This is a genomic window from Amorphus sp. MBR-141 (assembly GCF_053628695.1).
The window spans coordinates 1-21,902 of the sequence record NZ_JBRJGW010000029.1; the positions used below are offsets into that span (position 1 = coordinate 1).

The window sequence follows — 21,902 nt, forward strand, 5'->3', positions numbered from 1 at the left end:
CGGCGGTCCACCGAGACCGACCGCGGAGAGAACCATGAACCCGGCGTGGGCGCAAAGCCCGATCAACCAGCTTGACCAATGCGATTAGAGAACTTTCCGGGCTCGGATGGCGCGGGGATCGTCGGCGATTCGGACCTTTGTGGAGAGCTTGATGATGCCGCGGCGATCGAGATCGGCGAACTCGGTGGGAACGCGTCGGACGTAGCACCAGATGCCGTCTCGGCGGCCGAGGAAATCATTCATGACGGCATCCAACGTTGGACAGAATGTTGGACGATATTAGGCCGCAGGAAGCCGAACCGCGTCAAGATAATACGAATTAATTATAGATATCAGTAGGTTATTCGGAGGGGCATGGCGGATGGGGTGGGATTCGAACCCACGAGACAGTTTCCCGCCTACACGCTTTCCAAGCGTGCGCCTTCGACCACTCGGCCACCCATCCAGCACTCTTCCGACGCGACAGGAGACGGGGCGCGCTGCGCCGGCCTCCCAGATCCGCGTCTCGTCCGATCGAGGCTGCGCGCGCCGCCGGGGCGTCATGACGCGTCCTTGATCGAAGGAGAGTGCAGGGTCTAGCCGATCCGCGGGCCGGCGTTCAAGAGCAAAGACGCCTGACGTGCACGTTCCCCAACGAGAACCGCGTCGGAGGCGGCGGTTTGGTCGGCCGGTGATCCGATCCGCTGCCCGGCGCGTGAAAGGGAGACATGGCTTCCCGGCATGCTGCCGGTCGCGATCGCGCGGAGCGGCGCGCGGCCTCAGGCATCCTTCCTCGGGCCGGATCGGCAGGACGCCAGGCAGGGTATGGGTCAACTCCCGGCGCGACCCATGCGGACGGCAGGCAGCGGCAATGCCACGTCATCCCGCATGGGCGGGGCCGGGCTCCTGGCCGGCGGGCCGCGACGGCGATGGCCGCCGGTGCGGGCCCGGGCGCACCGGCCGGCAGCACCTGTCGACTGCCGTGGCGCTGGACGGGCCCGGCCGCATCGGCGACAACGCAAGGGCGTGCGTCGAGATCGGCCGGTGGCCCTCAGGGAAGGGCGGCAAGCGAGACGGGATGAGCGGACCGGGCCGATGGCGCCCGATCCTCGTTTACCCCTGGCTCGCCCGGCTGTGGCGCCCGCACCCGGGCCGACTGGCTCGCCGCAGCCTGCGGCGATCACGGCGACCGGAACGGGCGGCCGGAACCACCGGCGCGGAGCGCTGTCCGTCGGCGGTCCGGTCGGCGACGAGACGGCGCACGGGCCCGGCGGGCCGGGCGTCGCGTCTTCGGCCGGTCCGCCCCGGACGGCGCGATACAGACGGCAATTCACGATGAGACCAAGTCTGATCGACCTGGTCTCATGAAACGGGATCGACGCTTATAACCTGGAGCGGGATGCGGACGGAAAATCGGTTTCCGCTTTCCTCATGCCGCTCCAGCGGCCCGGCAACGGCCGCGGAGAAGGGATCCGATGCGCGCATTCCTCTGGATGCTGAGCCTGCCGCTGCAGCTTGCCGGCTGGGTCCTGGTGCTGGCGGGCCTCGCTGCCGGCGGCTACGATGTCTTCCACAGCGTCCAGATCGGCCGCAACGCTTCCACGGCGCTCGGGACGTGGTGGTACGCGATCGATCCGGCGAGCCTGAACGTCTCCCAGGCGGTGGTGCAGCGCTATATCAGCCCGGCGCTCTGGGATCCCTACATCCAGGGCCTGCTGGTGGCGCCGGGCTGGGCGGTGCTGGGCGTGCTCGGTATCTTGCTGCTGGTGCTTGCGCGCGTGCTCGCGCCCCCCAGATAGGATGCAGGGCAGTGCGGGAGCCCTGGCGGCCAGGGGCCGCGTCGTCCCTGCCGGCCTCCGGTCTCCGGCGCCGCTTCAACGAACGAGGTGAACCCATGTCTCTCCTGACCATGCTGTCGAAGAAGCTGTCGCTGCCGTCGAGCGCGGATGCGGTGCCCGGCCGCCCGGAGCCGATCCCCACTGCCGAGCTGCATGCCGTCAACGGCCGGCCCCTGAAGGGCCCCTATCCGGACGGCACCGAGACGGTGGTGTTTGGGCTCGGCTGCTTCTGGGGGGCGGAACGCCTGTTCTGGCAGCTCGACGGGGTCTGGGTCACCGCCGTCGGCTACATCGGCGGTCCGACGCCGAACCCCACCTACAACGAAGTGTGCAGCGGCCAGACCGGCCACACCGAAGGCGTGAAGGTGGTCTACGACCCGGCCGTGATCTCCTTCGAGGCGCTCCTGAAGGCGTTCTGGGAAGGTCACGACCCGACCCAGGGCATGCGCCAGGGCAACGACGTCGGTACCCAGTACCGTTCCGCGATCTTCACCAGCACCGAGGCCCAGCACGCCGCCGCCGAGGTCTCCAAGGCCGCCTACGGCAAGGCGCTGGCCGCCCGCGGCTTCCCGCCGATCACCACCGAAATCCATGCCGACGCGCCGTTCTATTATGCCGAGGACTACCATCAGCAATATCTGCACAAGGTTCCGCATGGCTATTGCGGTCTCGGCGGAACCGGTGTGAGTTGCCCGACGGGCCTCGGCGCGCCGGCTTCGTGACCGCCGGGGCGCGCCGACCGGGTCGGAGAGGGCGCGCGCCGCATGCCGGAACTGCTGCTGAAATCGGACGATGCGGGGCGCGAGCTCAAGCGCCTGCTGGTCGCGGATCTTGCCGACGCGGTGGCCGCGCTCGGTGACGCGGCGCGCCCGCAAGAGGCCCGCGTCCACGCCGCCCGTCGCAAGCTGAAGCGCGCGCGCTCGCTCCTGCGCGTCCTGAAGCCCCACTTGGGCGGCGACTACGCGCGCCGCCGGGCCGATCTGCGCGCTGCCGCCGGCGACCTGTCCGGAACCCGCGACCTCGACGTCATGGCCGCCACCGCCGCCAACCTGGTGGACCATGCGCCGGGCAAGCTCAGGCCGGTGATCGGAGACATCGCGGTGCGCGTCGCCCGCGAGGCGGAGGCGGCCCACGCGACGGCGACGCCGGTCGAGGCGGTCATGGCGCGGCTGCGGACCGCCCAGGCGGAAGCCGAGGCCATGGCCGAGCCCGACGACGGCAAGACGCTGTTCCGCACCGAGCTCGCGCGCGCCTACAAGGCCGCCCGCAAGGCAATGGCGGTGGCAGGGTCCGGCCGCGGCGAACAGCCGTTTCACGACTGGCGCAAGCGCGTGAAGCATCATTACCATCTGAGCCGCATGGTGAAAGGAGCGGGCAAGGCGACGGCGAAGAAGGTCGTGGCCGACCTGGACGCCCTCGGTGAACTTCTCGGCGTCGAGCACGATCATGCCGTTCTTGCCGCCCGGCTCCTGGACGATCCGCTGCTGGCCGGAGACGGCCGCACGGCCGATCGCCTCCATGAGGTGATCGACGCGCGGCGGGCCAAGCTGCAGAAGAAGGCGTTCCGGCTCGGCGCAAAGCTCTATGCCGACAAGCCGAAGGCGTTCCGGGATGCCATCCGTGCGGATTGAGCGGCGGCGTCGGCTCAGCCGGTCATGCGGGCCCGGGCCTCGCTTCGGGTGCCGGTGGCCGGAACCAGCTCCGCGGCTTTCCCCAAGCCGAACGGTGGCATGCCGGAATACAGCGTCTCGTACTCTCCGGACCTGATCACAAACGTCTCGTGCCAGATGCCGACGTCGCCGCGGCTGGCCTTCATCCGACGGTTGAAGGCGGTCCAGGCCGGAAAATGTGCCGCATTTGTTGAGCGGGCATAGGCCTCCAGGTGGTCGAAGCTCCGCCAATACTGGACCATTGTGCCGGGGCCGGCGCCTGACCGTCCCAGGAAGCCCGTCTCCGCGGCGGGCAGGCGGTCCAGCTCGGCCGTCATCCGCATCATGGCCCGGACCACGGGCAGCCATTTGTGGACCTTCCACGGCTTGTTGAAACGCACCCCGATCAGAAAGACGACGAAATCGCCGTCGATATGGGCCGTCATGCGTTGATCGATCACGGTGCCCACGGGTCTCGTCCCAACGAGAGCCGCGCCCGATCTGGCCGGTTGCCATGGTCGGGGGACAGGCTCCAGGCTTCTATCCGCCGTTCTACGTCGAGCGCGGTCGACCGGTTCACGAGCGAGCGGCCCCTCCGGCTTGCGCCACGGCAGTGATTCCGGCAAGCGTGCCTACTCGGCCAGGAGGACGGTGCGACAGGCGGCAGGCAGGTCCGGCAGCATCGTCTCGGTCGGTTTCGACGGCGCACCGGGCTTCGGCTCGTAGGGCGCGTCGGTGAACCACCACGCCAGCTCGGCCCCGCATCCCGAGCCCGGCGGCGGCGGTGCCTGGTCGCGGCAGCTGCTGTCGCCGTCGGGGCACTTCAGGCGGACGTGGAAATGGTAGTGATGGCCATACCAGGGTCGCACGTGGCGCAGCCACTCGGCAGCGGCCGGATCGTCGGCCGCGCCGTCGCAGAGCGCGCGCTTGATCGCCGGGTGCACGAAGATCCGCTCCAGCTCGGGGTCCGAGGCGGCGCGCGCGATCAGGCGGGCGTGGGCATCGGTCCAGATCGCCGGATCGACGCTCATGCCGGCGTCCTTGAGCATCGACACCGCGCTCATCTCCTCGCGCTCGTCCGGCGAGAGGGTGCGGTCGGGCATCGGCGTCAGCCAGATGTCGGCGTCCAGGCCGATCTGGTGGCTGGCGTGGCCGGTCAGCATCGGGCCGCCCCGCGGTTGCGCCATGTCGCCGACGAGCAGCCCGTTCCAGCCGAGCTCGGGCGCGTCCGCCGCCAGCCGTTCCAGATAGGCGACCAGCTTCGGATGGCCCCAGTTGCGGTTGCGCGACAGCCGCATCACCTGCCAGGTCGCCCCGTCGACGGGCAGCGCCACGGCGCCGGCGAGGCAGCCGCGCGCGTAGGAGCCGATCGACCGTGTCGCCAGCGGCGCCGGGGCGGTTTCGGCGCCGAACAGGTAGCGCGCCGGCTGGGAGAGGTCCGGCGGGGGCGACACGTAACCGTCTGGCACGGCGGGCTTTCGCTCCGGCAGCGGGGTCGGGAGCGCCTCGAGCTCGACGATGCCGGCGGGCGCCGGCGCGTCGGGATCCGGCCGCGGGGCGGGTGCCGCATCGTCCGCGGCGGCGGCCGCGGCGGTGCTCAACAGCAGCAGCACGAGGGCGGTGCGAAGGCGTCGGTGCGCAGGCGCGGGCATCGGCCGGTCTCCGGCGGCAGCGGGTCCCGGCGACTATGACCGACTCGCCCTCCGGCGGTCGAGACGTACCGGTCCGTGCCGGAAGCCTGTCGTCGCGGCCCGTGCGACGAGCGGAGGGGGATGCTTCTTCCGGGACCTGCGCGATGGAAAACGGCGGAAGACGAGAGGTGTTATAAAGTTACTCTTTCGTCTTCCGTGACGATTTGCTTTGTGCATCCGCAGGTTTGCGCGATTTTTCGCGATGTTCGTCGGATCGTCACAAGAAAAATGGACGCTGGGATCTTGAGCTCCCGGCGCCGATCCCGTAGAGCATTGCGCGTCGGAGGGAGGCCTGTCGTGACGACAGGGAAATGCTCGCACCGTGCGGACTGGAGCCTTGCTGGATCGGGGCGGCCAGCGGATCTGAAGCGGCTCGCCAGGGGCGTGCCGAAGCGCCGAAAGGACACCATGGCAGCGCACGAACACGGTCACGGCCACGGCCATTCCCACGGCGGCGGCCATTCGCACAGCCATGCGTCGGAAAACGAGCGCGCGACGCTGATCGCGGCGATTCTCACCGGCGGCTTCATGATCGCCGAAGCGGCCGGCGGCATCATCGCCAACTCGCTGACGCTGCTCGCCGACGCCGCCCACATGATGACCGATTCCGTCGCGCTGTTCCTGGCGTGGTGGGCGTTTCGCCAGCTCCGCAAGCCGGCGACGCCGGAGCTTACATTCGGTCATCACCGGATGCCGGTGCTGATCGCCTTCGCCAACGCGATCGTGCTGCTGCTGCTGACCGTCTGGATCTTCATCGAGGCGGCCGGGCGCATCGCCGCGCCGGAGCCGGTGGCCTCGATCCCGCTCCTCATCGTCGCCTGGCTCGGGCTGCTGGTGAACGTCGCGGCCTTCCTGGTGCTGTCGGGCGGCAACAAGGAGAGCCTCAACATCCGCGCCGCCGTGCTGCACGTGCTGTCGGATCTGCTCGGGTCGGTCGCGGCGATCATCGCCGGCGGCGTCATCCTGTTCTACGGCTGGACGATGATCGACCCGATCCTGTCGATCCTGGTCGGGCTCTTGATCCTGCGCACGACGATCCGGCTGATGCGCGAATCCGCCCATATCCTGCTGGAAGGGGCGCCGCGCGGCATCGAGCCCGCCAAGATCGCCGCCGATCTCACCGCCAGCGTGCCGGGGGTGGAGAAGATCCACCACGTGCATCTGTGGTCGCTGTCGGAGGAAAAGGTGCTGGTCACCCTGCACGCGGTGGTCGCCGACGATGCCGACGCCGCGATGGCGGCGGCCGGCATCCGGGCCCGCCTTGCCGACGAGTTCGGCGTCGGCCACGCCACCGTCGAGCTGGAAGCGCCGGGGCGGGAGACGGTCGCCGAGGCCGAGATCTGCACCCCCGGCACCGCGCCGCCACACGGCCACGCCCACTGATCGGGGTCGACCCGTTCTGGTCGATCCGTTCTCCCCGGCACACCGGGGAGGAAAGCTCAGGCGAAGCTGGCGGTGGGCGCGTTCGCCTTGAAGTCGGCGACGATGCGGCGGCCCGACGCCACGAGGCGGTCCGCCATTTCGCCGATCCCGTCAACGAGCAGCTTGCCGTCGCGCTTCATCACCCGTCCGTTCACCAGCACGGTGTCGACGTTGCCTGGATTGGCGTAGCAGACCACGGCGTTGGCCGGCTCCTGCACGCCGATCATGTTCAGGTCGTCGGCGCGCAGCAGCACGATGTCGGCTTTCTTGCCAGGCGCCAGCGCGCCGACCCGATCTTCCAGCCGGAAGGCGCGGGCGCCGCCCGTGGTCGCCCAGCCGAGCGCCTGCTTGACCGTCACCGGAATCGGATGGGGGCGCTCGCCGCTCACCGCCTTCATGCGCAGGCTGGTCAGGTGCCGCTCGGTCTGCAGGGACAGCCGGGTCACGGCGAACATGTCGGCAGCGAAGGCGCTTTCGACGTCCGACCCCAGCGCGATCGGCCCGCCCATGACGAGCAGCCGCCCCGACAGCGGGTCCGTGTAGCACATCTGCATCTCCACCTCCGCCGTCACCGCGAAGCTGGCGCCGTTGTCGACGAGGCGGGAGAGGTCCGCGTCGGTGAGTTCGTTGCCGTGCACCACGTTGAAGCGCCGGTCGATCAGCCCCTCGGCCTCGGCACGCTGGTAGCCGTCCGGCGCGTTCATCATCGCCTGGGAATGGTGCATGGAGGTGACGAGATCGAACTCCCGGCCGAGCCGCAGGTCCTCCAGCAGCACCTCTTCGGTGCCGATCTGGGGGCCGAGGATGGCGAGCCCCATGGTCACCAGCGCGTCGTCGCTGGCGAGCCGGCCCTTGCGCAGCCGCTCGACCTCGGAGCGCGGCATGGGGATCTCGGTGTAGGGCTTCTGGCCGGGCTTGGGATCCGGCTTCGGCGACCCGTGCAGGAACACCGCCCGGATGCCGGCCTGCATGAGGCCGTCCACTGCGGCGTCGGTGTGATCCGGCGTCGGGTTGTTGTGGTGCCAGTCGACGAGGGTGGTGACGCCGGCGTTGATCTGGTTGAGCGCACCCATCAGGTTGGCGAGATAGATGTCCTCGGGCGTGAAGAAGCCGGCGAGCCCCGCGTGCATGGCGCGGAAATAGTTGGTCCCGGTCCAGTCGCTGCCCAGGCCGCGCAGCCCGGTCTGCCAGGTGTGGATGTGGGCGTTGACGAAGCCCGGCATGACGATGCGGTCGTGCGCGTCGATGACGGCGGCGCCCTCCGGTGCGTTGAGGTCCGGGCCCACCGCACGGATGACGTCGTCCTCGATGAGGACGTCGGCTCGGGTGAAGTCGCCGAGGTCGGGATCCATGGTGACCACCTGGCCACCCTTGATGAGTGTGAAGGCCATCGTGCCTGCCTCGTCTGTCGAAAGGTTACAGGAACACGGTGCTGATCGCCGGAACCAGCACCAGGAGAATGGTCACCAGCACCATGGTGATGACGAACGGCGCCGCGCCGGAGAAGATGTCGGACAGCGACACGAAGCCCGGTGGCAGCGAGCCCTTCACCACGAACACGCTCAGCCCGAACGGTGGCGTCAGCAGTCCGATCTCGATGGCGATCACGGTGACGATGCCGAACCAGATCAGGTCGCCGCCGAGCGCACTCACCACCGGCAGCGCCATCGGCAGCATGATCAGCATGATCGAGACGGAATCGAGGATCATGCCGAGCAACACCACCACGGCCAGATAGAGCAGCATGAAGCCCAGCAGGTTGACGTCGAGCGAGGCGATGAACTCCGTCATCTGCATCGGGATCGTCGTCAGCGTCAGCATCCGGCCGTAGAGGTTTGCGGCGATGATCAGGAACAGCAGCCCGGCGGTGATGTAGCCGGTCTCCAGCGCCAGCGACCGCATCACCTTCCAGGTGAGCTTGCGGCGGGCGAGCCCCACCACCAGCGCGCCGAAGGCGCCGGCGGCACCCGCCTCGGTCGGCGCGAAGACGCCGCCGTAGATGCCGCCCATCACCACGAACACGATGAACACCACCGGCAGCAGCCGGCCGGCGATGCCCGCTGCCGACATCGCCTCGTATTCCGCCAGCGGCGCGGCCTCGCCGGTGAAGCCGGGGAAGAAGCGGGCGAGCACCAGGATGAGCGCCGAGAACGCGCAGGCGAGCAGGATGCCCGGCACGATCGCGGCGATGAACAGCGAGCCGATCGAGACCTCGGCGAGCAGGCCGTAGATGATCAGCAGCAGGCTCGGCGGGATCAGCATCCCGAGCACAGAGGAGCCGGCGACGGTGCCGACGGCGAAGCGGCGCGTGTGGCCGGTCTCCAGCATCGGCGGCACCGCGATCCGGCTGAACACGGCGGCCGATGCGATCGACGAGCCGGTGATGGAGGCGAACACCGCGTTGGCGGCGACGGTGGCGATGCCGAGGCCGCCGCGCACCCGGCGCAGCGCCAGCACGGCCACCTGGAAGGCGTCACGGCCGACGTCGGCCTTGTCGAGGATCAGCCCCATCAGCACGAACAGCGGCACCACGCCGAACTCAAACGACTTGATGGCGCCGCTGGCGGCGATGCCGAGGGCGTTGTCGGCGACGACGATGTTGTTGCGCGCCAGCCAGACGCCGATGAACGACATGGCCAGCAGCGCGAAGGCGATCGGCATGCCGCAGGTGACCAGCAGGAGCAGGCCCAGGAAGCATGCGATGCCCAGTGTCACCCGGTCGAGGCCGCCATAGCCGAACAGCAGCACCGCGCCCACGACGAACGCCAGCACGATGGCCAGCGGGACGATGTTGCGTCCGAGGTCGTCGCGGCCGAGGCGGATCGCCGTGCTGAGCGACAGCCCCATGCGCCGCACCACCTCGAACAGGGCCACCGCCGCGCCGATCGCCACCGCCAGCTTGAACGGCCACAGCGCCATCTGGTAGGCGCCGACCGCCCCGTCGAACTCGCCGCTCACGTAGGCGTCGACGAAGTCCTCCAGCAGGTAGGCGAACATCCGGTAGAACAGGAAGGTGGCGGTGGCGAAGAACAGCGTGTTCAGCACCGCGGCCACCATCGGCCGGTAGGTCGTCAGCGGGGCGAGGATGAACTCCACCCCGATCAGCCGCTCGTTGCGGATCGTCGCGCCCAACTGCAGGAAGACGCAGGCGACGATGCCGTTCGCGACGAAGTCGGTGACCCCGTAGATGGGCCGGTTGAACAGGAACCGCAGCGCGATGTCGGCGCAGATGGCCAGCATCATCACCACGATGGTGCTGGATGCGATGACCGAGAGCGCAAGCGGCACGAAGCCTGTCAGCCGGTCGAGCCGGGAAGTGGCGGGGGCGGTCTCCGGATGGCCGGCTGCGGTCATGGACGACTCATGAGGTGGGAGGGGCAGGGAGCGACGGCGGCGCGTTGCGGCCGCCGGAGATCGGCGATCCCTGCCGTCGGGCAGGGCGGATCGGGCTCAGACGTGGGCGGAGCGGCCGCGCCGCGGCGCGGTGTCGACGGCGCGCACCGTCTGCCTCGCTCCGGATGTCGTCAGCGGGGCGGCGGCGGTCGCGGTGATCATGCCGGCAAGCATGGTCCGTCGATCGAGCGTCAGCATGGCGCATTCTCCCTGGAGCGCTTCCCGTCCGGATCGCGGCGATCGGACGGCCGGGAACGGCTCGCCTGTTGAATTGGACCCGCGTCCTCGCGATCGCCGTTGCCGGCCGATCGGACGAGGCTGTCGGGGTGGCCGGCCCACGGATGGACCGGCACTGCGCCCTCTTCCGGGGCTGCAAGGTCAGTGGCGACAGGCTAGCGATCCGGTCGCCGAAATGCAATCGATTGCAGCAGCTCTTCCCGGCCTGTTCGGCAGGCGGAAGCGTGGGGGCGGGCGGGTTTCTACCCAAGGGTGAGAGGGCGGCGGCGGGACCAAAGGGCGGTGACGGGGAGCCTCCCCGGAGGGACCGGCACCGTTCAGACCATGGTGCTGATGCTCCTGCGGAACTGGGTCAGCGAGATGGTGAACAGGATCGCGCCGATCGCCGCCAGCGACACGAACTGCGGCCACACCACGCCGATGCCGGCGCCGCGGAACAGGATCGCCTGGGCCAGCAGCACGAAATGGGTGTTGGGCGCCGCCAGCATCACCACCTGCACGAACTCCGGCATGCTTTCCCGCGGCGTCATGGCGCCGGACAGCATTTCCATGGGCAACAGGACCAGGATCAGCAGCAGCCCGAACTGGGGCATCGAGCGCGCCACCGTGCCAAGCAGGATGCCCAGCGCGGTGGAGGCGAAGATCTCCAGCGCCGCGCCCGCCATGAACAGCGGCACCGAGCCCTGGATCGGGACGGCGAGCAGCCCCTGCACGATCACGATGAGCGCAAAGGCGGTGGCGACGAGCACGATCAGCCCCATCGCCCACACCTTTGCCGTCATGATCTCCAGCGGGGTCACCGGCATCACCAGCAGATGCTCGATGGTGCCGTGCTCGCGCTCGCGGATGAGGGCCGCTCCGGTGAGCACGATGGAGAGCAAGGTGACGTTGTTGATGATCTCCATGATCGAGCCGAACCAGGACTTGTTCATCTCCGGATTGAAGCGGGTGCGGGGCACAAGGTCGATGGCGAGCGGCGCGTTGTCCCGGTAGCGCTGGACGAAGGCGGCGACCTCGTCGGAGACGATGGTCTGCACGTAGGACGACCCGGTGAAGGCTTGGGTCATCCGGGTGGCGTCGACGTTCAGCTGGATCGCCGGCTGCCGTCCGGCCAGCACGTCGCGCTGGAAGTTCGGCGGAATGTCGAGGGCGAAGGTGTCGGTGCCGGCGTCCATGCGCGCGTCCATCTCGCCGTGGCCAATGAGCTTCGGTGGCACGAAGTACGGCAGGTAGAAGGCGTCGGTGATGCGCTGGGACAGCGGCGAGCGGTCCTCGTCGACGATGGCGATCGGCGCGCGGTTGAGCGAGTCCGGCATCGAACTCGCGGCGATGTAGATGGCCACGGAGAACGCATAGACGATGAGGATCAACATCGTCCGGTCGCGGGCGATCGAGCGCAGTTCCTTGATGCCGAGCTGGAAGACGTTGGAGAGCCGCATCGCTAGCGCTCCTGCTTGCGGAGCAGGGCGGAGGTCACCAGCAGCAGCACGGGCACGGCGATCAGCAGCGCCGCAAACGGGGCGTGCAGGTCGGAGAAGCCGAGCGCCTTGGAGAAGGTGCCGCGGGCGATCGTCAGGAAATGGGTGGTCGGATAGATCTCGCCGACCACCCGTCCGAAGCCCTCCAGGGAGGCGACCGGGTCGGTCATGCCGGAGAAGCTGACCGCCGGCAGGATCGACAGAATCGCGGTGCCGAAGATCGCGGCGATCTGGCTCCTCATGAAGGTCGAGATCAGCAACCCCACGGCGGTGGAGGCGGTGACGTAGATGAGCGCGCCGGCGAACAGCGTCGCAAAGCTGCCCTTCATCGGCACGTCGAAGACGGTCACCGCCGCCACCACCAGCATCAGGAAGCTCGCCATCGACACGATCACGTAGGGCAACTGCTTGCCCAGCAGGAACTCCAGCCGCGTCGTCGGCGTGACGTAGAAGTTGACGATCGAGCCGAGCTCCTTCTCCCGCACGATGCTGAGCGCCGCCAGCATTGCCGGAATCAGCATGAGCAGGATCGGGATCACCGCCGGCACCATGGCCACCAGGCTCTTCACGTCGGGATTGTAGCGGTAGCGGATCTCCACGGTCGCCGGTTCCGCCACCAGCGCGGCGTTGCCGGTCTCCGTCGCCTTCTGCGACAGCCAGGTCGCGTGCATGCCGCGTACGTAGCCGAGGATCGTTTCGGCCCGGGTCGGCATCGCACCGTCGATCCACGCGCCGACGGCCACGTCGCGGCCGCGCGAGATGTCGCGGGCGAAGCCGGACGGGATCTCGATGGCGACGCTGAGTTCGCCGTCGCGCATCCGCCGGTCGAGCTCGGCGTAGCTGCCGATCGCCGGCTTCTCGACGAAATAGCGCGAGCCGGCGAGCGTCTGGGCATAGTCGCGACTGACCGTGGTGTCGTCCCGGTCGAGGACGGCGACAGTCAGGTCCTCGACGTCCAGGCTGATGCCGTAGCCCATCACGAACATCAGGATCAGCGAGCCGACGATCGCCAGCGTCAGCCGGATCGGATCCCGCCGGAGTTCGAGCGCCTCGCGCCGCGAATAGCTGAGCATCCGGCGCGGATCGAAGACGTGCCGCCAGCTCGCCGGAGGATGCTCCGGCGGGGTCATCGCGCGGTCCGCCGGCACGTCGGTGGCGGGCATCGCATCGTCGCCGGTGGTATCGCCGGCGACGGCTTCTTCCAGATAGGCGATGAAGGCGTCCTCCAGCGACGCCGCCCCGCGTTCGGCGACGATCGCGGCGGGGGCGTCGCTGACCAGCACCCGGCCGGCGTGCATCAGCGAGATGCGGTCGCAGCGCTCCGCCTCGTTCATGAAGTGCGTCGAGATGAAGATCGTCACCCGGTCGTTGCGGGAGAGATCGACCAGCAGCTGCCAGAACGCGTCGCGGGCGATCGGATCGACGCCCGAGGTCGGCTCGTCGAGGATCAGCATGTCGGGCTTGTGGATCGTCGCGACGGCGAGCGACAGCCGCTGGCGATGGCCGAGCGGCAGTGCGTCGGGCAGGGCGTCGGCGACGTCGGTGAGATCGAAGCGGCCGATCGTCTCGGTCACCCGCAGTCCGATCTCGGCGGCGGGCACCTGGAACAGCCGGGCGTGCAGGGCGAGGTTCTGGCGCACCGTCAGCTCGGTGTAGAGCGAGAACGCCTGGGACATGTAGCCGACGCGCCGGCGCGTCGCGAGATCGTCGGCATCGACCGCATTGCCGAACAGCCGCGCCCAGCCTTCGCTCGGCGGCAGCAGTCCGGTCAGCATCTTCATGGTGGTGGTCTTGCCGCAGCCGTTGGAGCCGAGAAATCCGAAGATCTCGCCGCGCTCGATGGCCAGGCTCACATGATCCACCGCGGTGAACGCGCCGAAGCGCTTGGTGAGGCCCTCCGCCTCGATGGCCAAGCCGTCGCCGTCGGTGCGCGGCGGGATCGTCACGTCACGGTGCGCGGCCTGGACCTCGGCGGGCAGCAGCGCGATGAAGGCCGCTTCCAGCGTCGTGGTGCCGGTGCGCGCCAGAAGCTCGCCTGCGGGGCCGGTGGCCAGCACCCGGCCGGCATCCATCGCCACCAGCCAGTCGAACGACGCGGCCTCCTCCATGTAGGCCGTCGCCACGATGACGCTCATGCCCGGCCGATCATTCCTCAGCGTGCGGATGAGGTCCCAGAACTGCCGCCGCGACAGCGGGTCGACGCCGGTCGTCGGCTCGTCGAGGATCAAGAGGTCCGGGTCGTGGATCAGCGCGCAGCACAGCCCGAGCTTTTGCTTCATGCCGCCCGAGAGCTTGCCCGCCGGCCGGTCGATGAAAGGGCGCAGCCCGGTGGCCCGGGTGAGCTCGTCGATCCGCCGGTCGCGCTCGGCCCGGGCGTGCCCGAACAGCCGTCCGAAGAACTCCAGGTTCTCCCGCACCGACAGCGTCGGATAGAGGTTCTTGCCAAGGCCCTGGGGCATGTAGGCGATGCGGGGGATGACCCGTTCGCGGGCAGCGGTTTGGCCCATGTCCGCCCCGAGAGCCGTCACCGTTCCGGCCTGGATCGCCCGCGCGCCGGCGATCAGCGACAGGAGGCTCGACTTGCCGACCCCGTCGGGGCCGATGAAGCCGATCATCCGGCCGGCGGGAATGTCCAGGCTGACGGCGTCGACCGCCAGCGTCTTGCCGTAGCGCAGCGACACGCCGGCGAGCCGCACCACCGGCGCGGCAGCGGAGGGCGCGTCGCCGGCGTGGGCGGCCGCACTCATTCCGGCAGCTTCACCTGGAGGTCGGCCGGCCAGGCGGCATCGGAATCGACCTTCACGTAGGCGACGCCGGGAACCCCGGTCTTCACGATGTTGAAATATTTGCGCAGGAGATCCGGCGCCAGCCGCGCCTTCACCCGGAACATCAGCTTCAGCCGTTCGTCCTGGGTCTCCACCGTCTTCGGGGTGAACTGCGCCACGTCGGCGACGTAGGAGATCGTCGCGGGCACGACATATTCCGGCGCCGCGTCGAAGACGAGCCGCGCTTCGGAGCCCACGTGCAGGCGCCCCGCGGCGGCCGTCGGCAGGAAGAAGTTCATGTAGACGTCGGTCAGGTCGACCATGTTCAGCACGGTTCCGCCGGCGGCGACCACCTCGCCCGGCTGGGCGACCCGGTATTGCACCCGGCCGCCGCGCGGCGAGCGCAGCGACGAATCGGCGATCTCGGTGTCGATGCGCTCGATCTGCGCCCTGATCGCCTCCACGGCGGCCTCGGCGGCGACGATCTGGGACCTCGACTGGGAAATCGCGGCTTCCGACGCGGCGACCTGGGCGTTGGCTGCGGCAAGGGCCGCCCGCGCGCCCTCGAAGTCCGCCTGGTCATCGTCGAGGGCCTGGAGCGAAGTCGTTCCGCGCTCGGTCAGGCGCTGCGTCCGATCGAGGCGTTTGCGGGCGGCGTTCAGCTCCGCCTCGCGCTGGGCGACGACGGCGTCGGCGGCTTCTTTCTCCGAGGTGCGCTGCTTGACCAGTTCGGTGGCGGTCTCGATGGCGATGTTGGCGCGCCGGAGTTCGGCCTCCGCCTCGCGGTGCTGGGCGCGCAGGGTCGCCGTGTCCATGCGCACCAGCAATTGGCCGGCGGTGACCGGGTCGCCCTCGTCGACAAGGACGCTGTCGATGCGCCCGGCGACCTTGCTGGCGATGTCGATGGAGACCGCCTCGATGCGGCCGTTGCTGGCCGCGAAGCCGGGCGGCAGCGCCTCCTCGCGCAACGACATCCAGGCGAAGCCCGCCGCGGCAGCCAGCACGACCACGACGAGGATGCGGATCCACCACGCGCGGGTGCCGTTCTGCATGTTCGACAAGGCCTTTCCTGGCGACGGGGATGATCGGGCACACCAAGGCCCGCGATCGGGAGTGTCGCCCGGGGAGGTCGCCGTCACATTGCGCTGCATCAAATGCGGCGCCGGACCCCCGGCTCCTGCGCCTTGCGGGATCGCCGACGGTGCCCTCGATATGGTCGAAACGCGGCGCCTCTCCACTGAATGATCTTCTTCGGTGCATATTCGTGACAGATTTCAAGAATAACTGAAGAATTACCGAAAGGCGAAGTGTGTACTTCGTTGTATTATTGGAGGTTTACATGAAGGTTATTCTGGCTTCTGCCGCCGCTCTGGCGATGTCGACGTCGCTTGTTCTGGCCCAGACCGCCGCGCCGCAGGGCGGCGCCGCACGCACCACGCCGACGTGCCAGCAGGCGCTGCCGCAGATCGAGAACCTGATCGGCCAGGCCGACAACGCCGGCCTGGAGACCGAAACCGCCAAGTCCCACCTCGCCCAGGCGCGCCAGGCCCGGACCGCCGGCCAGGAACAGCAGTGCCTCGAAGCGCTGGTGATGGCGCAGAACGATGTTCTGGAGAAGGCCAACAGCCAGCAGGGCACCGCGCCGACCTCCAACTGATCGGCAACGGCCGATGGATACCGGCCCCGACGATCCGGCCCAGCAGGCCGTCGTCGGGCCGGCTTGTCCTCTTCGGGAACGATCCGCGGTTGTGCGGTGTTGAACCTTGACACCTCAATACCGGCCTGGAGTGTGGTTCCCATGTCCGAACACCCCAAGATCGAGCCCTATTCCGGCCCCGCCGGCGGCTGGGGATCGATGCGATCGCTCGCCCGTCACGCGGTTCATGAGCATGCGCTGCCGGGCGCGCTTTCCGCCGTCGCCAGGCAGAACAAGCCGGACGGCTTCGCCTGCGTCAGTTGCGCCTGGGCGAAGCCGGCCAAGCCCGGCCTCGCCGAGTTTTGCGAGAACGGTGCCAAGGCGACGTTCTGGGAGCTGACCCGCGACCGGGCGACACCGGCCTTCTTCGCCGAGCACACCGTGAGCGAGCTCCGCAACTGGCGGGACTACGACCTGGAGATGGCGGGTCGGCTCACCCAGCCGATGCGCTACGACGCGGACAGCGACCGCTATGTCGAGGTGAGCTGGGAGCGGGCCTTCGCGGAGATCGGCGCCGAGCTGACGGCGCTCCGCGCCGAGGATCCGAGATCGGTGGTCTTCTACGCCTCCGGTCGGGCCTCGCTGGAGACCTCCTACATGTACGCGCTGTTGGCGCGCATGTACGGCAACAACAACCTGCCCGACTCCTCCAACATGTGCCACGAGTCGACCTCGGTGGCGCTGCCCCAGAGCATCGGCGTGCCGGTCGGGACGGTGACGCTCGAGCACTTCGACAAGACCGACGGCATCTTCTTTTTCGGTCAGAACGTCGGCGTCAGCTCACCCCGGATGCTGCACCAGCTGCAGGCGGTCCGCGAGCGCGACGGCACCATCGTCACCTTCAATCCGCTGCGCGAGCGCGGCCTGGAGCGCTTCACCAATCCGCAGGATCCGGTGATGATGCTGACCGGCGGCGAGACGGAGATCAGCCAGGAATACTACCAGGTGCGCCCCGGCGGCGACATCTCGGCCATCGCCGGCATGTGCAAGTGGCTGCTCGCCGAGGACGCCCGCGCCGCGGCCGAAGGCCGGCCGCGCATCCTCGACACCGAGTTCATCGCCGCGCACACCCATGGCTTCGAGGCCTTCGCCGCATTCGTGCAGGCGCAGGACTGGGCCGAACTGGAGCGCGAAAGCGGCCTCAGCCGCGACGAGATGGAAGCCGCCGCCCGCCGCTACGCCGCGTGCGAGGCGGTCATCGGCGTCTACGGCATGGGCCTGACCCAGCACAAGCTCGGCGTCGACAGCGTCCAGATGCTCGTCAACCTGCTGCTCCTGCGCGGCAACATCGGCAAGCCCGGCGCCGGCATCTGCCCGGTCCGCGGCCATTCCAACGTGCAGGGCCAGCGCACCGTGGGCATCACCGAGAAGCCTGCGCTCGCGCCCCTCGACAAGCTGAAGGACCTGTACGGCTTCGAGCCGCCGCGCGAGAAGGGCGTCACCACGGTGGAGGCCTGCGAAGGCATCGTCGACGGCTCCGTCAAGGCGTTCTTCGGCCTCGGCGGCAACTTCGTCCGGGCCATCCCGGAACGCGACCTGATGGAAGAACGCTGGCAGGACCTGCGCCTCACTGTACAGATCGCCACCAAGCTCAACCGCAGCCACCTGATCAACGGCAAGGTGGCCTATCTTTTGCCGTGCCTCGGCCGGCTGGAGCACGACGAGCAGGCCACCGGCCGGCAGGTCGTGACGGTGGAGGACAGCACCTCGTGCATCCATGCCTCGACGTCGGTGCACGATCCGGCGAGCCCGCATCTCCTGTCGGAGGCGCGCATCGTCGCCGAGATCGCCAAGGCGAGCCTGCCGCCGAACCCGAATGTGCCCTGGGACGACTGGGCGAGCGACCACGCCCTGGTCCGCGACGCCATCGAGCGCACCTACCCGGAGAAGTTCGAGCGCTTCAACGAACGCATGTTCACGCCCGGCGGCTTCCGCAAGCCGATCCCGGCCGACGAGCGCAAGTGGAACACCGACACCGGCAAGGCGAACTTCAAGCTGCCCCGGGCGCTGCACGCCAGCTTCGACGACGGCGCCGACCCGGACGTGCTGCGGCTGATCACGCTCAGGAGCAACGACCAGTTCAACACCACGATCTACGGCTACCGCGATCGCTTCCGCGGCATCGAGGGCACCCGGATGGTGGTGATGATGAACCCGGCCGACATTGCCCGCTTCGGACTGGCCGACGGCGAGGAGATCGGCCTGGTGTCGGCAGCGGACGACGGCATGGCGCGCCGGGTCGACGGCTTCCGGGTGGTCGCCTACGAGGTGCCCAAAGGGGCGATCGGGGCCTACTATCCGGAGTGCAACCCGCTCATCCCGCTGTGGCAGCACGCGCTGGAGAGCCAGGTGCCGGCGGCCAAGTCGGTCCCCGTGCGCATCGTGCGCGACGCGTCCGCCGCGGTCGCGGCGGCGTAGATGGAGCAGCCTGCGTAGATGGAGCGGCCCGCGCAGGGCCGGTCCGGCCGCGCATGTCTCAGCCGCTCAGCAGGGCCCGACCACGCGGTTGACCGTGAGCTGCGGAATGCCGGTCGCCGGGTGCGGGCCGAACGCGCCCTCGACGACGATGCACGATCCGTTGCGCCAGGCCGTATCGACGGCAGACCGGGCGGCGGCCGATCCGTGCACGTTGGGGAGCTCGATCGATCCGTCCTCGTCGGCGAACAGCAGCGTGTGGCGGATCTGGGCGGGCGTCTCGTTCTTGCCGTGGGTGACCCAGATGCCGCGCCGCGGACACGGCGACGTCGCGCATTCGATGCCGGTCGCGCCGACCGCATAGCGGGTCGCTTCGGTGTCGGTCTTGCTGTTCTCCTGCGCCGCCAGCGGCGTCAGGCCGATGCCCATGGCCAGCGCGGCCGCACATATGACCGATGTCCGGATCGTCGCCTTGCGATCCGGGCAGGTCCCCCACCCACTCATGAGCTCACCTTCATTCACGCAAGCAGCGTTCGTTGTTGCCGTCACCGCAGGGCCCGGCAGATGCCGGACCCCGCGGTGACCACAACCTAGAACCTTTTCCGATCGGGTGAAAACACCTGATCGACAGGAAACGGCACAGGATTCAACGTGTTGGGTCGTTGGTTGCGTCGAAATCGTGCCCGGTTAGCCCGTCGACGCCGCACCGCACACTTTTTGCAGCAGGCCGGCCGCGTCGGTGGGGGCCTCGTCTCCGGCCCAGGCGACGAAATGGTCGGGCCGGACCAGCACCAGCTTCGCCTCGTAGCGGTCCGGCTCGCCGCCGGCCTGGTCGCGCACCACGGTCAGGGACACGCCACCCGCATCCGCCGCCGCTTCGACCGCCGCCACCGACGCGTCGTCGGCGCCGAAGGCGAGGAGCGTGAAGCCGCCGCCCAGCGCCTCGAACACGTTGTGGCCGGTGGACAGCGTCGCCGGAGCCAGGTGGTGGCCCGGCCGGGCGGCGAACGTGTGCTTGCCGACCGACGAGGTGTCGTCCCCCGCCGCGCCCGTCACCACGGGCGAAGCGCCGTAGTGGGGTTCGAACGCGTTCACCTCGCTCTGGGCGCCGGAGCCGCGCTTGGTCCACTCCCGCTCGAAGGCCTCCCGGTCGACCGCCGGATCGTAGGTGTCCAGGAAGTCACGGTCGGTGAAGATCGCCTTCTCGATGAAGTCGCCGGCGGTGGACGCAAACGTCGGCCGCCGCTCCAGGTCGTAGGAATCGAGCAGCGCCTCGCCGCCCCATCCCTGCAGCACCGCCGCCAGCTTCCAGCCGAGGTTGCGGGCGTCCTCCAGCCCGGAGTTCACGCCGTAGCCGCCATAGGGCGGGTGGCTGTGCGCCGCGTCGCCGGCCACGAAGATGCGGCCGTTGCGGTAGCTGTCGGCCAGCGAGAAGCGCAGGTCCCAGAAGCCGATGTGGTCGTATTCGACCGCGAACTCGGCCCCCGCCGCCCGATGCAGATAGGCGGTGAAGTCGAAGTTGTCCTTCGTCGTGTCGGCTGGAACCGGCGCGTGGAAGAACCACGTGGTCCCCAGGTCCACCCGGCCGAAGAACAGCCAGTAGCCTTTCAGGTCCGGGTGCAGGACGTTGTAGAACGACTTGCCCGGATACCGCTTCAGGAGCTCGTGCAGCTCGGTGGACCGGAACACCAGCAGCACCATCAGCCGGTCGTGGTCGGACCGCGTCTGGGTGATGCCGCCGGTCTCGCGCACCACCGACTTGGCGCCGTCGCAGCCGACGGCATAGCGGGCGCGGATGGTCCGCGTCCCGTCGCCCTTGCGCTCGCTGAGCGACACTTCGACCCCGTCGGCGTCCTGGCGCACGTCGTCGGCCTTGTAGCCGTAGATGACCTCGACGCAGTCCAGTTCGGCCACCCGTTTCCGCAGCACCGCCTCGGTCTGGTACTGGGGCAGGCGCTCGTTGTCGGCGTGGTAGAACGGCCGCACCAGCTCGCGCTGCAGCCAGTCGTGGGTGTAGTCGGAGATCAGCGTGCGGTAGGTGGTCAGCCCGCCGATCCCGTAGTCGGACCGCACGGTGCGTGCGGCCCGGACCTCGTCCTCGATCCCCCAGACCTGGAAGTGCTCCATGGTCCGCTGGGTCAGGTTCTGGCCTTTCGGCACCGGCTGCAGCTCGGGGTAGCGTTCCACCACGATGGTGCGCACGCCGCGCTGGCCGAGGTCGATGGCGAGCCCGATTCCCACCGGGCCGCCGCCGACGATGACGACGTCTGCGTCGAAAGCCGCTTCGCTCACGCCGGCGCCTTCAGTCCGAGGAGACGCACGGCGTTGTCCTGATAGATCTTCCGCTTCAGCGCCTCGTCTTCCAGGCTGTCGATGATGGCGATCGTCTGGCGGATGTAGAGCGGCCCGCCTTCCGGATCGAACGGCGCGTCGGAGGCGAACAGCACGTGCTCCTCGCCGAAGAACTCCACCGCGTGCTCGATCGCCTTCTTGGAGCCGAACGTCGCGGTGTCGGCATAGAAGTCCTTGAAGTAGTCGAGGTGCGGCTTTTCCAGGGTCTTCAGCACGGCGCCGAGGTCGCGGTCGGTCGTGCGCTTGCCCATCTGGTCCCAGCCGGCGCCGACGCGGCCCTCGAAGAACGGGATCATGCCGCCCGCATGGTGGGTGATCAGCTTCAGGCCCGGGCAGCGGTCGAACAGGCCGGAGAACACCATCCGCGCCATCGCCGCGGAGGTCTCGTAGGGCCAGCCGAACGTCCACCAGATCTCGTATTCCGAGCGGTCCTCGGTCTTGTAGTCCGGGAAGTCCTGGGCCCGCAGCGGGTGCATCCACACCGGCTTGCCGACCTCGGCCATGTAGGCGAAGAACGGCTCGAACTCCGGCAGGTCGAGCGGCTTGCCGTTGACGTTGGTGTAGATCTGCATGCCGACGGCGCCGAGTTCCTCGACGGCGCGGCGGCACTCGTCGACGCAGGCCTGGCCGCTGGTCAGCGAGGCAGTGCCGATGAAGCCCGGAAAGCGGTCCGGATGGTCGCGGCACAGCTCGGCCATGGAATCCGAGCCGATCTTGGTCAGCTCCAGCGCCTTCGCCGGGTCGGCGATCGCCTCGGGAGCGGGGGCGGCCAGCGACAGGATCTGCTGGTAGTCCTCGCCGAACATGTCCATCACCTCGAAGCGGCGGTCGAGGTTGGTCATCATCGGCACGCGGCCGGAGCGGGCGGTGATCGCCTGCATCTCGCCGGTGGCCTTGATCAGGGCGTCAAAATAGGGCTTCGGCCAGATGTGGTTGTAGACGTCGATCTTCTTCACGCGATGGGTCCTCTTACTCGGACGTGGACAG

At 68.9% G+C, this 21,902-nt stretch carries 18 protein-coding genes and 1 tRNA gene; 6 read left to right on the forward strand and 13 right to left on the reverse strand.

What is annotated here, in order from left to right:
* Positions 1 to 84 precede the first annotated feature (84 nt).
* Positions 85 to 243 carry a hypothetical protein gene (locus tag ACSSVZ_RS24880; RefSeq protein WP_453973485.1) on the reverse strand — a complete coding sequence of 53 codons (159 nt, stop codon included), beginning with the start codon at positions 241 to 243 and terminating at the stop codon, positions 85 to 87.
* Between the two features lie 112 nt (positions 244 to 355).
* Positions 356 to 445: transfer RNA gene (locus ACSSVZ_RS24885), tRNA-Ser, on the reverse strand.
* Between the two features lie 1,009 nt (positions 446 to 1,454).
* Between ACSSVZ_RS24885 and ACSSVZ_RS24890 the strand changes: the two genes are divergently transcribed.
* From ACSSVZ_RS24890 to ACSSVZ_RS24900, 3 genes are all read left to right on the forward strand, one after another.
* Positions 1,455 to 1,778: a hypothetical protein gene (locus ACSSVZ_RS24890; protein WP_453973486.1), complete on the forward strand. Its 324-nt coding sequence runs from the start codon at positions 1,455 to 1,457 to the stop codon at positions 1,776 to 1,778.
* Positions 1,779 to 1,873: 95 nt separating this feature from the next.
* On the forward strand, positions 1,874 to 2,539 hold the full coding sequence (gene msrA, locus ACSSVZ_RS24895) for a peptide-methionine (S)-S-oxide reductase MsrA (RefSeq protein WP_453973487.1): 666 nt from the start codon (positions 1,874 to 1,876) through the stop codon (positions 2,537 to 2,539).
* A 42-nt stretch (positions 2,540 to 2,581) separates the two neighbouring features.
* The gene (locus tag ACSSVZ_RS24900) at positions 2,582 to 3,448 is read left to right on the forward strand and encodes a CHAD domain-containing protein (RefSeq protein WP_453973488.1); all 867 of its coding nucleotides are present in this window, start codon (positions 2,582 to 2,584) and stop codon (positions 3,446 to 3,448) included.
* A 14-nt stretch (positions 3,449 to 3,462) separates the two neighbouring features.
* Here ACSSVZ_RS24900 and ACSSVZ_RS24905 read toward each other — a convergent pair whose 3' ends face one another.
* Positions 3,463 to 3,936, reverse strand: a complete 474-nt coding sequence (locus ACSSVZ_RS24905; RefSeq protein WP_453973489.1) for a DUF4188 domain-containing protein — start codon at positions 3,934 to 3,936, stop codon at positions 3,463 to 3,465.
* 162 nt (positions 3,937 to 4,098) lie between these two features.
* Positions 4,099 to 5,118, reverse strand: a complete 1,020-nt coding sequence (gene mepA / locus ACSSVZ_RS24910; protein ID WP_453973490.1) for a penicillin-insensitive murein endopeptidase — start codon at positions 5,116 to 5,118, stop codon at positions 4,099 to 4,101.
* Between the two features lie 447 nt (positions 5,119 to 5,565).
* Between mepA and ACSSVZ_RS24915 the strand changes: the two genes are divergently transcribed.
* Positions 5,566 to 6,540, forward strand: a complete 975-nt coding sequence (locus ACSSVZ_RS24915) for a cation diffusion facilitator family transporter (RefSeq protein WP_453973491.1) — start codon at positions 5,566 to 5,568, stop codon at positions 6,538 to 6,540.
* Positions 6,541 to 6,596: 56 nt separating this feature from the next.
* Here ACSSVZ_RS24915 and ACSSVZ_RS24920 read toward each other — a convergent pair whose 3' ends face one another.
* The 6 genes from ACSSVZ_RS24920 to ACSSVZ_RS24945 form a co-directional block, all read right to left on the reverse strand.
* Positions 6,597 to 7,970, reverse strand: a complete 1,374-nt coding sequence (locus tag ACSSVZ_RS24920; protein WP_453973492.1) for an amidohydrolase family protein — start codon at positions 7,968 to 7,970, stop codon at positions 6,597 to 6,599.
* A gap of 25 nt (positions 7,971 to 7,995) precedes the next feature.
* A complete protein-coding gene (locus ACSSVZ_RS24925; protein ID WP_453973493.1) occupies positions 7,996 to 9,933 on the reverse strand; it encodes a TRAP transporter large permease subunit in 1,938 nt (645 codons plus the stop codon).
* A 96-nt stretch (positions 9,934 to 10,029) separates the two neighbouring features.
* Entirely contained in the window at positions 10,030 to 10,170 is a 141-nt protein-coding gene (locus ACSSVZ_RS24930; RefSeq protein WP_453973495.1) for a hypothetical protein, read from the reverse strand.
* Between the two features lie 356 nt (positions 10,171 to 10,526).
* A complete protein-coding gene (locus ACSSVZ_RS24935; protein WP_453973496.1) occupies positions 10,527 to 11,648 on the reverse strand; it encodes an ABC transporter permease in 1,122 nt (373 codons plus the stop codon).
* A gap of 2 nt (positions 11,649 to 11,650) precedes the next feature.
* Entirely contained in the window at positions 11,651 to 14,434 is a 2,784-nt protein-coding gene (gene rbbA, locus ACSSVZ_RS24940; RefSeq protein WP_453973497.1) for a ribosome-associated ATPase/putative transporter RbbA, read from the reverse strand.
* Entirely contained in the window at positions 14,431 to 15,504 is a 1,074-nt protein-coding gene (locus ACSSVZ_RS24945) for an HlyD family secretion protein (RefSeq protein WP_453973525.1), read from the reverse strand. Before ACSSVZ_RS24945 ends, rbbA begins: the two co-directional genes overlap by 4 nt.
* Positions 15,505 to 15,791: 287 nt before the next feature.
* On the opposite strand from ACSSVZ_RS24945, the gene ACSSVZ_RS24950 reads away from it, so the two are divergent.
* Complete coding sequence (locus ACSSVZ_RS24950) at positions 15,792 to 16,109, forward strand: hypothetical protein (protein ID WP_453973498.1); 318 nt, start codon at positions 15,792 to 15,794, stop codon at positions 16,107 to 16,109.
* A 141-nt stretch (positions 16,110 to 16,250) separates the two neighbouring features.
* Positions 16,251 to 18,566: an FdhF/YdeP family oxidoreductase gene (locus ACSSVZ_RS24955; protein WP_453973499.1), complete on the forward strand. Its 2,316-nt coding sequence runs from the start codon at positions 16,251 to 16,253 to the stop codon at positions 18,564 to 18,566.
* Positions 18,567 to 18,632: 66 nt separating this feature from the next.
* On the opposite strand, the gene ACSSVZ_RS24960 is transcribed toward ACSSVZ_RS24955, so the two are convergent.
* The 3 genes from ACSSVZ_RS24960 to ACSSVZ_RS24970 all read right to left on the reverse strand — a co-directional run bounded on the left by ACSSVZ_RS24960 (position 18,633) and on the right by ACSSVZ_RS24970 (position 21,871).
* Positions 18,633 to 19,067 (reverse strand): hypothetical protein, encoded by a 435-nt coding sequence (locus tag ACSSVZ_RS24960; RefSeq protein WP_453973500.1) that lies wholly within the window; start codon positions 19,065 to 19,067, stop codon positions 18,633 to 18,635.
* A gap of 183 nt (positions 19,068 to 19,250) precedes the next feature.
* Entirely contained in the window at positions 19,251 to 20,855 is a 1,605-nt protein-coding gene (locus ACSSVZ_RS24965) for an FAD-dependent monooxygenase (RefSeq protein WP_453973501.1), read from the reverse strand.
* Positions 20,852 to 21,871 (reverse strand): amidohydrolase family protein, encoded by a 1,020-nt coding sequence (locus ACSSVZ_RS24970; protein WP_453973502.1) that lies wholly within the window; start codon positions 21,869 to 21,871, stop codon positions 20,852 to 20,854. Before ACSSVZ_RS24970 ends, ACSSVZ_RS24965 begins: the two co-directional genes overlap by 4 nt.
* Between the last annotated feature and the right edge of the window lie 31 nt (positions 21,872 to 21,902).

What these genes read in the sequence shown, in the direction of transcription:
- ACSSVZ_RS24880 (WP_453973485.1), bottom strand. Translation starts at nt 243, where the DNA reads ATGAATGATTTCCTCGGCCGCCGAGACGGCATCTGGTGCTACGTCCGA.
- ACSSVZ_RS24890 (WP_453973486.1), top strand. Translation starts at nt 1,455, where the DNA reads ATGCGCGCATTCCTCTGGATGCTGAGCCTGCCGCTGCAGCTTGCCGGC.
- msrA (WP_453973487.1), top strand. Translation starts at nt 1,874, where the DNA reads ATGTCTCTCCTGACCATGCTGTCGAAGAAGCTGTCGCTGCCGTCGAGC.
- ACSSVZ_RS24900 (WP_453973488.1), top strand. Translation starts at nt 2,582, where the DNA reads ATGCCGGAACTGCTGCTGAAATCGGACGATGCGGGGCGCGAGCTCAAG.
- mepA (WP_453973490.1), bottom strand. Translation starts at nt 5,118, where the DNA reads ATGCCCGCGCCTGCGCACCGACGCCTTCGCACCGCCCTCGTGCTGCTG.
- ACSSVZ_RS24915 (WP_453973491.1), top strand. Translation starts at nt 5,566, where the DNA reads ATGGCAGCGCACGAACACGGTCACGGCCACGGCCATTCCCACGGCGGC.
- ACSSVZ_RS24920 (WP_453973492.1), bottom strand. Translation starts at nt 7,970, where the DNA reads ATGGCCTTCACACTCATCAAGGGTGGCCAGGTGGTCACCATGGATCCC.
- ACSSVZ_RS24925 (WP_453973493.1), bottom strand. Translation starts at nt 9,933, where the DNA reads ATGACCGCAGCCGGCCATCCGGAGACCGCCCCCGCCACTTCCCGGCTC.
- ACSSVZ_RS24930 (WP_453973495.1), bottom strand. Translation starts at nt 10,170, where the DNA reads ATGCTGACGCTCGATCGACGGACCATGCTTGCCGGCATGATCACCGCG.
- ACSSVZ_RS24935 (WP_453973496.1), bottom strand. Translation starts at nt 11,648, where the DNA reads ATGCGGCTCTCCAACGTCTTCCAGCTCGGCATCAAGGAACTGCGCTCG.
- rbbA (WP_453973497.1), bottom strand. Translation starts at nt 14,434, where the DNA reads ATGAGTGCGGCCGCCCACGCCGGCGACGCGCCCTCCGCTGCCGCGCCG.
- ACSSVZ_RS24945 (WP_453973525.1), bottom strand. Translation starts at nt 15,504, where the DNA reads ATGCAGAACGGCACCCGCGCGTGGTGGATCCGCATCCTCGTCGTGGTC.
- ACSSVZ_RS24950 (WP_453973498.1), top strand. Translation starts at nt 15,792, where the DNA reads ATGAAGGTTATTCTGGCTTCTGCCGCCGCTCTGGCGATGTCGACGTCG.
- ACSSVZ_RS24955 (WP_453973499.1), top strand. Translation starts at nt 16,251, where the DNA reads ATGTCCGAACACCCCAAGATCGAGCCCTATTCCGGCCCCGCCGGCGGC.
- ACSSVZ_RS24960 (WP_453973500.1), bottom strand. Translation starts at nt 19,067, where the DNA reads ATGAGTGGGTGGGGGACCTGCCCGGATCGCAAGGCGACGATCCGGACA.